Origin of the sequence: Ensifer adhaerens (genome assembly GCF_002940685.1) — a bacterium.
Taxonomy (GTDB): domain Bacteria; phylum Pseudomonadota; class Alphaproteobacteria; order Rhizobiales; family Rhizobiaceae; genus Ensifer; species Ensifer adhaerens_E.
In genome coordinates this window covers 1-10,543 of the sequence record NZ_PNFP01000040.1, presented here as the reverse complement: position 1 = coordinate 10,543, position 10,543 = coordinate 1, and the positions used below count along the sequence as shown (strand labels likewise).

Sequence of the window (10,543 nt, the reverse complement as noted above, 5' to 3'; positions counted from 1 at the left end):
TACTCCTCCTGAGCGAGTGCTTTGATGCAGCCTCACTCTGCCAGAGCGCCGACCGCTGTTCACTCCTCATGGGATCTATAGGCGATGTTGCCGGACAGACCATGGGTCTCGAACATCTCGGAGAAGTAGCGCTCGGAATAGGAGAGGTTCTGACGGAAAAAGGCGATGATCTTCTCTCCCCTCAGATCCTCGATGTCGATCTCGCTTCGAAGCGCCAAAGGGCTCGTCTTTTCGACCGCCAACAGATAACGCTCATGCGCGATCGAGAAGAAGCGCAAGGAGCCGATGTTTTCGACCGGACGGATGAAGCCGAGATTGATCTGGCCATTCTCCAGTCCGCGAATGATGTCGCTGGTCGAGCCGCTCGTCACATGCAGCGCGACGTCAGGAAACTTACGGCCAATGCGAGACAGAAACGCCGGCAGCACGCCGATCGTTGCTGGATAGACGGTTCCGATCTTGATCGTCCGCGCCGCCTTGCCGGCGGCAGACCGCGCCACATCCATCGACAGCCCGACATCGCCGATGATCCGCACCGCCCGATCGTAGAACACCTCCCCTGCCCGCGTAAGCTCGACCCGACGCGTCGACCGCTCCAGCAGCCGCACACCGAGCTCCTTCTCCAGCGCCTGGATGTGCGCGCTCAACGCCGGCTGTGCGATGCACATGCGCGCCGCCGCCCGGTTGAAATGCAGCTCTTCGGCCACAGCAACGAAAAACGAGAGTTGGCGCAGTTCCATGGCGTCGCTCCGTTGTTCGGATAAGACAAAGGTCTGCGCGCGCAGGACGGAATACGCCCAGCGAACAACGCGGAATCGTTGAAGGAAATATCGATGCAGTGTATCTATATAGCGTCTGGGTATTTGTCAATACCGTGTATCGAAATAAATACGAGGTCGTCGTGAATCCTGCTCAAGCTCGTGCTGCGCGTGCTATTTTGAAGCTCGGAGTGCGGGAAGTCGCTGAACTCGCCAAAGTTACGGCGAATACGGTCAGCCGTGTTGAGCAGGATGATGCGGGCCCAAGGGGGCCTCAACCAGTAACAATTGAAGCAATCAAACGCGTCTACGAAGAGCGAGGCGTTATCTTCTTCGAAAGCGGGCCGGGGCCTGACGGTGGTCCAGGGGTGCGATTGGCAAATCGCTAAGGTGGCGAACCTTTTGAGCGGCCGAGCCGCACTAGTTGCCAGATCGTTTCAAAATGTTCAGCCCGCATGCGTGCGCGCTCAGCATGAGGTGCTCATTGAGATGAGCCCGCGATCCGCTCAGCTTGACAGATCAAGCTAACCCCGAGATTTAGATCGTTCAGCTTTGCCTCGAGAGCTTCGATTTCTTCATTGTCAGGCATGGTCGGCCGATATCTAGCAAAAAACCGGTTGTAAGTTGGGAAGCCCCGGCTTTCAACTCGCGCCCTGCCCTAGCTGATCCCGGTTTACTCGCACGGCGAAGCTTGCTTGGCGCCGAACGCGCGGTTTCACTTACCGAAAATCCCGTGTCTTCACCTTAATCTGATCGAGATGCAGATAAGGATCGACGATGTCACGCGGCCGCGGCCCCTTTGGCAGACCGCGAGGATCGGGTGCCGGCGCCCCATGATGAAACTCGTCGCCTCTTCCATGCGGAAGTGGAAAACTGGCATCTCGGTCGCCAACGCTTGCAAGCTCGGCTGAAAGGTCGGTCAGGCGATGGGCAACGAGATGCACGACCTCGCCTTCCCGTTGAACGCGACCATAGACGCCGAGCATGCCGGCGCCGAGCACCACCCGGCGAAACGTCTCGAAGGTCTTTGCCCAGACGACGAGATTGGCGATCCCGGTCTCATCTTCGATGGTGATGAACATGACGCCCTTGGCCGAACCCGGCCGTTGGCGGACGAGCACCAGGCCTGCGGCTTCGAGCCATTTTCCGTCGCGTGTCTGCAACGCTTCCCGGCAGGTGACGATGCGGCGTTTTGTCAGATCGGCGCGCAGGAACGAGAGGGGGTGGCTGCGCAGTGTCAAGCCGACATGGCCGTAGTCTTCGACCACCTCACCGCCTGTAGTCATGGGCCTGAGCACCACCAACGGTTCGTCGAGTTCTGCGACGGTCCGGCTTTCACGCTCAGAGGCGGCCGCAAACAGCGGCAGCGGCTCGTCACGCAATGCCTTGATCGCCCAGAGCGCCTCGCGCCGTGCAAGGCTCAGCGACGGATGAAACGCATCGGCTTCGGCAAGCTGAACCAAGGAGGCGGCCGGAACCCCTGCCCGGCGCCAAAGATCGTCGACGGTTTCGAAAGGTCGTTCGTCGCGCGCGGCAACGATTGCCGCGGCGTCAGCGTTGGCCAGCCCCTTTACCATGCGAAGACCAAGGCGGACGGCAAAGCGAGTTTCATCCTCCGCTGTCTCCAGCGAGCAATCCCAGCGGCTGGCATTCACACACACCGGCCGGACTTCAACGCCATGGTCGCGCGCGTCCCGCACGATCTGGGCCGGCGCGTAAAAGCCCATCGGTTGGGCATTCAGGAGCGCCGCGCAGAAGACATCGGGATGCCAGCATTTGAGCCAGGAGGAGGCGTAGGCAATCAGCGCGAAGGAGGCAGCATGGCTTTCGGGAAAGCCGTAGCTGCCGAAACCTTCGAGCTGCTTGAAGGTCTTGATCGCAAAATCCGGTTCATAGCCGTTTGCGACCATGCCCCGAACTAGCTTCTCGCCGAACTTCGAGACGCCGCCAGTATGCTTGAACGTTGCCATGGCGCGTCTCAACTGATCGGCCTCGCCCGGCGTGAAGCCGGCGCATTCGATCGCGACCCGCATCGCCTGTTCCTGGAAGAGCGGCACCCCTAGCGTCTTGCCAAGCACCTGCTCCAGTTCGGGCTTCGGAAAGACGACTGCCTCCTTGCCCTCGCGGCGCCTCAGATAGGGGTGCACCATGTCGCCCTGGATGGGACCGGGCCGAACGATCGCCACCTCGATGACGAGATCATAGAAGGTACGGGGCTTGATCCTCGGCAGCATCGACATCTGCGCGCGGCTCTCGATCTGGAAGGTGCCGAGCGTGTCGGCCCGCCGGATCATCGCGTAGGTGCGCGGATCCTCTGGCGGAATGCTCGCGAGATCAAGATTGATGCCCTTGTGCTCGGAAAGCAGATCAAAGCCGCGCTTAATGCACGACAGCATCCCGAGCGCCAGGCAATCGACCTTCATGAACTTCAGGATATCGATGTCGTCCTTGTCCCATTCGATCACCTGCCGGTCGGCCATGGCCGCCGGTTCGATCGGGACGAGCTCGTCGAGGCGATCGTTCGTCAGGACAAAGCCGCCCGGATGCTGCGACAGGTGACGCGGCGCTCCCATCAGCTGGCGAGCTAGATCGAGCGTCAGCCGCAGGCGTCGGTCGGAAAGATTGAGATTGAGCTCCTCGGCATGCTTCTCGCCGATATCCTCGCCCCAGCCCCACACTTGAGAGGACAGCATCTTCGTCATGTCCTCGGGCAACCCAAGCGCCTTGCCGACATCGCGAATGGCGCCTTTCGAGCGATAGCGGATTACGGTCGAGCAAAGGGCAGCATGATCGCGGCCGTAGGTGTCGAAGACCCATTGCATGACGATCTCGCGGCGTTCGTGCTCGAAGTCGACGTCGATATCCGGCGGCTCACGCCGCTCCTCCGAGACAAAGCGCTCGAAGAGAAGGTCGTTTATCTCCGGGTCGATGGATGTGATGCCGAGCACATAGCAGACGGAAGAATTGGCAGCCGATCCCCTGCCCTGGCACAAAATGTCCCGTGAGCGGGCAAAGCGCACGATCGCGTTCACCGTCAGGAAATAGGGCGCATATTGCAGCTTCTCTATCAGCCGCAATTCGTGCTCGAGGTTCTTTCTGACCTTCGCCGGCAGCCCCTCGGGATAGCGCCATTTGGCGCCCTCCCATGTGAGCTGCGCCAGTGTTTCTTGCGCCGTCAGCTCCGGACCGGAGCGCTCTTCCGGATATTGATAGGCGAGCTCGTCGAGCGAGAAACGGCACCGGCCCATGATCTCGATGGTTCGGGCAAGCGCTTGCGGGTAGCGCACAAAGAGACGCGCCATTTCTTCAGGCGGCTTCAGATAGCGGTCGGCGTGACGCTCGCGGCGCGAACCCGCCTCGTCAATAGTGATGTTGTGGCGAATGCAGGTGACGACGTCTTGGAGTATTCGCCGCTCCGGCACATGAAACAGGACGTCGTCGGTGACGACCGTCGGCACGCCGATCGAAGCCGCCAGATTGGAGAGGTCGTGAAGCCGCAACTGGTCGTTCGGCCGACGGCGGAGCGTCAGCGCCAGGTAGGCCCGATCGCCGAAGGATTGCCTCAGGCGGCGAAGATTGAGCGCGCAGTCCTCATCGGCCGCATCCGGAAGAAGGACCGCGATCAGGCCCTCGCCGTAGGCGACGAGATCCGACCAGCCGAGGCGGCATTTCGCCTTGCCGCCGCGTTTCTTGCCGAGCGACAGCAGCCGGCAAAGGCGCGCATAGGCGGGTCGGTCGGTCGGATAGACGAGAACGGACAAATCGTCATCGAGATCGAGGCGGCAACCGACGATAAGCCTCACTCCAACATCCTTCGCGGCCTGATGCGCGCGCACGATGCCGGCGAGGCTGTTGCGGTCGACTACCGCCAGCGCCTCGAGCCCAAGCTCCGCGGCACGCTGAAAGAGCTCTTCGCACGAGGAGGCGCCGCGCAGGAAGGAAAAATGCGAGGTCACCTGCAGCTCGGCATAGCGCGGGCTCGTCATCCGAATATCCCGTGCAGGAACCACTTGTGGCTGCCAGTCTCGCTGTGTTCGCCGTCGCCTGCGCGGAAGATCCAGTAACGTTCTCCGGCGTCATCCTCGACCTGGAAATAGTCGCGCACGGCGACGAGCTCCGCATCGCGTTTCCACCATTCGCCGAACACGCGTTCGGGCCCGTCAGCGCGCCTCACCCGCCGGCGCACGCCGCGCCAGGTGAAACTGACCGGCGGATGATCGGGAAGCAGCGCCATCGTCTCGATAGGCTCAGGACGGAGCAGCAGACGTATGGGCCGTGGCCAATGGCCGGGCCAGCCGAGGCCTTCGTCCGGTGCCATCGGAGCGATGCGATTGATTGAGCGCTCGGGCACGTCGCTTGCAACAGGTGCGAAGCGGTAGAGCCGCCGTGCACCTATGCGGTTTCCCAGGATGTCGATCAGGCCGGAAACATCCGCTTCCGGCTCCTCGACCAGCGAGGAGATGACCTGGGTTGCCACAAGCGGCTCGGCATGGGTCGCCGTCAGTGACATGATTTCGATCCCGAAGCCGGGATCGATGGTCTCGATCCGATCGGTGATGAGCCGTGTCAGACGCTTGGCGTCACGAACAGGCGTTGCGGTGCCGGCCCGGATCGCCTGGTAGGTGTTGTCGACCCGGTGGAAGAGAAGATCGACGCGTCGCGCGCCAAGGCCCTTTTCTTCCAGTACTCGACAGAGCGCACCCACAAGATTGGCGGCATAGCGCGCGATCGTCTCGGCAGCCGCAATCGGCTCACCGAATGATCGGCGGACTCCGATAAGTTCAGGCGTGCGAACCGGATCGATCGGCTCGGCGACCTTTCCCAGCGCCTGGTCGAGCCGGCGGCCGAGCTCGGGCCCAAATCTAAGCGTAAGCGGCGCCCGCGGCACGCCGGCCACCTCACCGATCGTGTTGAAGCCAAGCACGCGAAGGCCATGGACAATTGCGGAATCGAGGCGAAGCGCTGCAATGGGCAGCCTCTCAACCAAATCCCGCTGTCCTCCAGGCGCGATGACGTGCGTTGGCCGCGCAAGAAACCGGGCGCCGGCATGGGCCGCCCCCCAGGTATCGGCGACCGCCGCCCGGGCTTCGATGCCGGATCCAAAGAACCGATTGACCATGCCGGACAGCATCAGTTCTTCGCCACCATGCAGGTGATCGGCACCTGATGTGTCGATCACGAGGCCATCGGGGGGATCGGCGGCAACGATCGGCGCGTAACGCTGCAGCGCCCAGAGTGCCAAGCGTTCAAGTGCTTCCTGGTCTGCCACAGGATCGGCGTCCATGACGACAAGGCCCGTCACCAGTGCCTGAGCTTTCGTGGCCGCCATGCCGGGCCTCAAGCCCGCGGCGATCGCCGCAGCGTTCACCGATAGCACCAGGCGCCGGCGCTGTTGGTGGCCGACAAGGACGAGAGGCGTCTCAGCCGGCGGCGCCGCTTCGCCGAGGTTGCGCCTCAGGCGATCCGTGGGCCAGCTCGGAAGGAAGAGCGATACGACCCTTGGCATCTGGGGCCTCCACTTCGAAATCTGCACTTTCGCCGGCGCGGCAGCGGATGAGTTCGACTAGCCAACGCGCGCGGCCGACACCTGGAACTGGCAAGGGCGTGGACGGCAAAACGGATACGCGCCAACGCGTGACCGATGCTGTCGGCTGCCCGAAATCCGACGCCTCGGCCTGTCGCCGCCAGCGGCGGATCACGATGCCCACGGTGCCTGAGCCTTCGGCCGCAAGCTGCAAGCGGCGCGAGGCGTTCATCGGAAGGCGGGCGAGCTCGCCGACGACGGCACCGAGCCCACCATGGCGCAGCCCCTCTTCCATACACGCAAGCAGCACCTTTTCGTCGCCGGCCTCCACATAGATGATGCGGCTCGGCGCCAGTCCCACCTGGGCAAGCGCCGGCGCGAAGAGATCCGGCCGCGTCACGCACCAGAGCACCTTGCCCTTGGTGCGGCCCGCGATACCCGCCGAAAAGAGCGCGGCCGCCGCACCGTCGATCGCACCGTTGCCGCCGCCGGCGACCTCATGTAACGAGCCGAGTGCAAGCCCCCCACCCGGCAAGCGCCGATCGATCTGCGAGACACCAAACGGCAGGACCTGTCGCCCGCGACCGCTCGGCCCTTCGAGACGCTGGATCCGGTCCCGTAGCTCAGCAACAATCGAATTGGCAACTGTATCGGGCATTTGGGAAAGAAGATCTCCTTGGGGCTTTGCATTAGTGTTTCCTGTTGGTATGTTCTCTATTTGTTCCTATTTGAGTTTCGAGTCAACGGCGTTCAGAAGCGGGCCTGTTGATTGCGATCCAAACAAGTGGAGGCATGGGCCGTTGCTGAGATTGAACGCATCGGTGCGCTGGAGAGCGGCGACAGAGCTGTCCGGTCGCTGGTATGAAGCAAAGGTGAGAACGGGAGACTGAAACTTTGTGCAATCTCTACAATATCACCACGACACGCGATGCCGTGATTGCGTTCACCAAAGCCTTTCGAGACAAGGCGGGCTGGAACCAGCCGTCCTATGACGTCTATCCGGGTTATCAGGCTCCGGTCGTTCGCGTTGGGGACGACGGAGAGCGCGAGATCGCGCGCATCACCTGGGGCATGCCCTCGCCGCCGGCCTTTGTGAAGAACTACGATCCTGGCGTCACGAACATCCGCAATGTTGCTTCGCCGCACTGGAGACGTTGGCTCGGGCCGACCAGTCGCTGCGTCGTGCCCTTCACTTCCTTTGCCGAGCCGGATCCGGCCGCCAAGGTTCCCGGCGGGAAGATCCCGAATGTCTGGTTTGCCGGAACTAGGGATCGGCCGCTTATGTTCTTCGCGGGCTTCTGGACACCGTGGAAGGGTGTCAGGCGCGTGCGCGACGGTGAGCGCGAATACGAGCTCTTCGGTTTCCTCACCACAACCCCGAACGAGATCGTCGCTCCATTCCATGAGAAGGCCATGCCGGTCGTCCTGACAACACCGGAAGAGGTGGACCTGTGGCTCACCGGTGCCTGGGACGAGGTCAAGCACCTGCAACGGCCGCTTCCGGGCAACATGCTGGTTGTCGTCGAGCCTCCTGCGGTCCTGCCCGAAGAAGACCTCTTGCTATGACAGGTCGCAGGTCGGGTGATCGCTGATGGAACGCTCTGAGCGCACACGAAAGATCATACATGTCGACATGGATGCCTTCTACGCATCGGTGGAGCAGCGGGATAATCCAGAGCTTCGCGGGCTTCCGATTGCGGTCGGCTTCGGCGAGGCGCGCGGCGTGGTCGCCGCGGCAAGCTACGAGGCGCGAAAGTACGGCGTTCATTCGGCCATGCCGTCCGTCACCGCCAAGCGGAAATGCCCGGAGCTGATTTTCGTGAGGCCGCGCTTCGACGCCTATCGCGCGGTGTCTGCGCAGATCCATGCGATCTTTGCCGAGTATACGCCTCTGATTGAACCCCTTTCGCTCGACGAAGCCTACCTCGACGTTACCGAAAACCTCAAGGGAATGGAGCTTGCGACCGAGATCGCCGAGGAGATCCGCGCGAAAATCAAAGCGCGGACCGGGCTGACGGCTTCGGCCGGCGTTTCCTACAACAAGTTCCTTGCCAAGATGGCGTCCGACCAGAGAAAACCCGACGGCCTCTTCGTCATCACCCCGAAAAACGGTCCTGCCTTCGTCGAGGCTTTGCCCGTCAAGAAGTTCCATGGTGTGGGACCTGCGACCGCCGAGCGCATGCACAAACTCGGCATCGAAACGGGTGCCGATCTGAAGGCACACGATGTCGCTTTCCTTCAGAAGCACTTCGGAAAATCGGGGCCATACTTCTACTGGATCGCCCGTGGCGTCGACGAGCGGCAGGTCAAGGCTGACCGTGTGCGCAAGTCAATCGGTGCGGAGGACACATTCTCGGTCGACGTGCACGAGTTCGAAACGGCTCAAGCCGGCCTCGAACCGCTGATCGAAAAGGTCTGGCGCTATTGCGAGGCGAACGGCATTTGCGCCAAGACCGCGACGCTCAAGGTAAAATGGGCGGATTTCACGCAGATCACGCGGAGCAAGACAACCGCGGCCCCGATCGCGAGTGCCGCCGAGCTCGCAGCGATCGTGACGATGCTGTTGTTGCCGCTTTTTCCTGCTCAAAAAGGCATCCGGTTGCTAGGCGTGACGCTGTCGTCGCTTGAGCGCGCGAAACTCGAAAGCGCACCGCAGTTCTCGTTCGCACTTTGAGGAAGACGAAAAAGCTGGCCGCGCCAGCGGCATCAGACCCAGCCGCCTCTGCGCACAATCAGCCGCCGGACACCATGAGCGGTATCGACAACGCCGTCTCGGTCTCATCCAGGATATCGAACGTGTACTTGCCTGATGCATCGACCCCGACAGAGTAAGTGAGGCGATCTCGAATGTGGTTGTCCTCGTCGAAGGTTAGGATCTTTGGCTTCAAGGAGACAAGCCGGCTTTCATCCAGATAGACCGAGTTGCAGATGATGATCTGGTCACCGGGCTGGCAGGTGCGCGCGGCCGCACCGTTGAGGATGCAACACCTGGATCCGCGCTCACCAAGGATGACATAGGTGGAGATGCGGGCGCCCGAGTTCTTGTTCCAGATCTCGACGAACTCCATCGGCAGGATACCGGCCTCCTCGCAATGATCCGGGTCAAGCGTGATCGACCCATGATAGTTGAGGTTCGCCTCAGTGACATGGATGCCGTGAAGCTTTCCTGCGACCAGCTTTCTCATGCTTCCTCACACATTCCTTCGATCAGGATTCGCCGCAACCCGGTTTTGGACAGGGAAAGGAAGCGCCCGCGTGTCCGGCTCAGGGGTAAACGACGAAGGTTGAAAGAAAACCCCGCCGGGGAAGGCGGGGCAAGGCTCGCATCCAGATGGCTCTCTGAACACGGGGAAGAAAAACTCCATCGGCCAAGCCGATGCACCCAGATACGAACAAAGACCCACGCAAGGAAGGTCGCTTTCGGCAAATCCGGTACGGTTTTGCTAATATATCAACCTACTCAACTGACGGATCTCTTGATGATCGGCGCACGCCACAATGCGCGAAACATTACTGATCTCTGCTTTGCAGTCCGTACGGCGAACGTACTAGGCGCGCCGCCCAAACGTATTGTCGTGGCTGCAGTCGACGCTCATAGCAGAGATCGAATACCGGGCGCGGACAAGCGACGAGAAGCTGCGGCCCCCTACAAGGGCTTGCGCGAGTTCCAGGACAATGCAGCCGTCTGCCGTCTCGCTAGCCAAGCGTAGAAGCCACCCATTCACCTGCCCGAACAGGTCAGCGGCAGCCGAGCTGTCAGGCTCGGATGGCTTGAAAAGTGAGCGTACCAGGCGCCGGCCGCGACACGCGGCCAGAGCCCGTTCGCGCGCGACTTGACCGGTTAAAAGGGTCGCCGCAGGAGGTTCAGCATAGCGCCGGCCAGAGGCCGGGAACCGGGACCGACTACCCCCGGCAAGACGCTCCGCTCGATCGAGGGATGGAACCGGTCGCGATGGTGCACCCTCCTCCCCTCCCCGGCCGAACCAGCGACCGGGCAATATTCGATGATGTCGTCGCGCGACGCCGTCGGGTCCTCCTTACTCCAGGCAACCCCAAACCCGATCTTCAGATCGACGCCCCTGACCGGACGAAGCTCGAAACCACGGTTCGGCAGATCCTTCGTCCATTCCGGCGCAAAGCCGATGCCGAGGCCAGCCGAGACGAGCGATACCAGCGAGAAAGTGTCGTCGCAGCTCACATGAGGATTTTGACGTCAAGATCGATCATCACTACATCGCGTTCATTCTCCCATTTTCTTGCA

The 10,543-nt window shown here is 61.7% G+C and carries 7 protein-coding genes and 2 pseudogenes; 3 read left to right on the top strand and 6 right to left on the bottom strand.

Going from position 1 to position 10,543, the window contains the following annotated elements; genetic code table 11:
* Nucleotides 1-77: 77 nt before the first annotated feature.
* Nucleotides 78-740: pseudogene (locus tag C1A35_RS35300) on the bottom strand (LysR family transcriptional regulator); the annotation flags it as partial.
* Between the two features lie 98 nt (nucleotides 741-838).
* Between C1A35_RS35300 and C1A35_RS35295 the strand changes: the two are divergent.
* A complete protein-coding gene (locus C1A35_RS35295; protein ID WP_234823135.1) occupies nucleotides 839-1,147 on the top strand; it encodes a helix-turn-helix domain-containing protein in 309 nt (102 codons plus the stop codon).
* A gap of 330 nt (nucleotides 1,148-1,477) precedes the next feature.
* Here the strand turns inward: C1A35_RS35295 and C1A35_RS35290 are convergent, their stop codons facing one another.
* Genes C1A35_RS35290 through C1A35_RS35280 form a run of 3 tightly spaced genes read right to left on the bottom strand, consistent with a single transcriptional unit; the run spans nucleotide 1,478 to nucleotide 6,940 of the window.
* Nucleotides 1,478-4,744 (bottom strand): error-prone DNA polymerase, encoded by a 3,267-nt coding sequence (locus C1A35_RS35290; protein WP_104668874.1) that lies wholly within the window; start codon nucleotides 4,742-4,744, stop codon nucleotides 1,478-1,480.
* On the bottom strand, nucleotides 4,741-6,264 hold the full coding sequence (locus C1A35_RS35285; protein ID WP_104668873.1) for a Y-family DNA polymerase: 1,524 nt from the start codon (nucleotides 6,262-6,264) through the stop codon (nucleotides 4,741-4,743). The genes C1A35_RS35290 and C1A35_RS35285 overlap by 4 nt, the downstream gene beginning before the upstream one ends.
* Nucleotides 6,179-6,940 carry an ImuA family protein gene (locus tag C1A35_RS35280; protein WP_104668876.1) on the bottom strand — a complete coding sequence of 254 codons (762 nt, stop codon included), beginning with the start codon at nucleotides 6,938-6,940 and terminating at the stop codon, nucleotides 6,179-6,181. Before C1A35_RS35280 ends, C1A35_RS35285 begins: the two co-directional genes overlap by 86 nt.
* 236 nt (nucleotides 6,941-7,176) lie before the next feature.
* On the opposite strand from C1A35_RS35280, the gene C1A35_RS35275 reads away from it, so the two are divergent.
* Both C1A35_RS35275 and dinB read left to right on the top strand, forming a co-directional pair.
* Complete coding sequence (locus C1A35_RS35275) at nucleotides 7,177-7,848, top strand: SOS response-associated peptidase (protein WP_104668872.1); 672 nt, start codon at nucleotides 7,177-7,179, stop codon at nucleotides 7,846-7,848.
* A gap of 25 nt (nucleotides 7,849-7,873) precedes the next feature.
* Entirely contained in the window at nucleotides 7,874-8,956 is a 1,083-nt protein-coding gene (gene dinB, locus C1A35_RS35270; RefSeq protein ID WP_104668871.1) for a DNA polymerase IV, read from the top strand.
* A gap of 58 nt (nucleotides 8,957-9,014) precedes the next feature.
* Here dinB and panD read toward each other — a convergent pair whose 3' ends face one another.
* Together panD and C1A35_RS35255 are read right to left on the bottom strand one after the other, a co-directional pair.
* Nucleotides 9,015-9,467: an aspartate 1-decarboxylase gene (panD, locus tag C1A35_RS35265; RefSeq protein ID WP_104668870.1), complete on the bottom strand. Its 453-nt coding sequence runs from the start codon at nucleotides 9,465-9,467 to the stop codon at nucleotides 9,015-9,017.
* A gap of 784 nt (nucleotides 9,468-10,251) precedes the next feature.
* Nucleotides 10,252-10,492 (bottom strand): annotated as a pseudogene (locus C1A35_RS35255) (LysR substrate-binding domain-containing protein); the annotation flags it as partial.
* Between the last annotated feature and the right edge of the window lie 51 nt (nucleotides 10,493-10,543).

Coding starts and splice junctions, on each gene's coding strand:
- C1A35_RS35290 (WP_104668874.1), bottom strand. CDS start 4,744: ATGACGAGCCCGCGCTATGCCGAGCTGCAGGTGACCTCGCATTTTTCC.
- C1A35_RS35285 (WP_104668873.1), bottom strand. CDS start 6,264: ATGCCAAGGGTCGTATCGCTCTTCCTTCCGAGCTGGCCCACGGATCGC.
- C1A35_RS35280 (WP_104668876.1), bottom strand. CDS start 6,940: ATGCCCGATACAGTTGCCAATTCGATTGTTGCTGAGCTACGGGACCGG.
- dinB (WP_104668871.1), top strand. CDS start 7,874: ATGGAACGCTCTGAGCGCACACGAAAGATCATACATGTCGACATGGAT.
- panD (WP_104668870.1), bottom strand. CDS start 9,467: ATGAGAAAGCTGGTCGCAGGAAAGCTTCACGGCATCCATGTCACTGAG.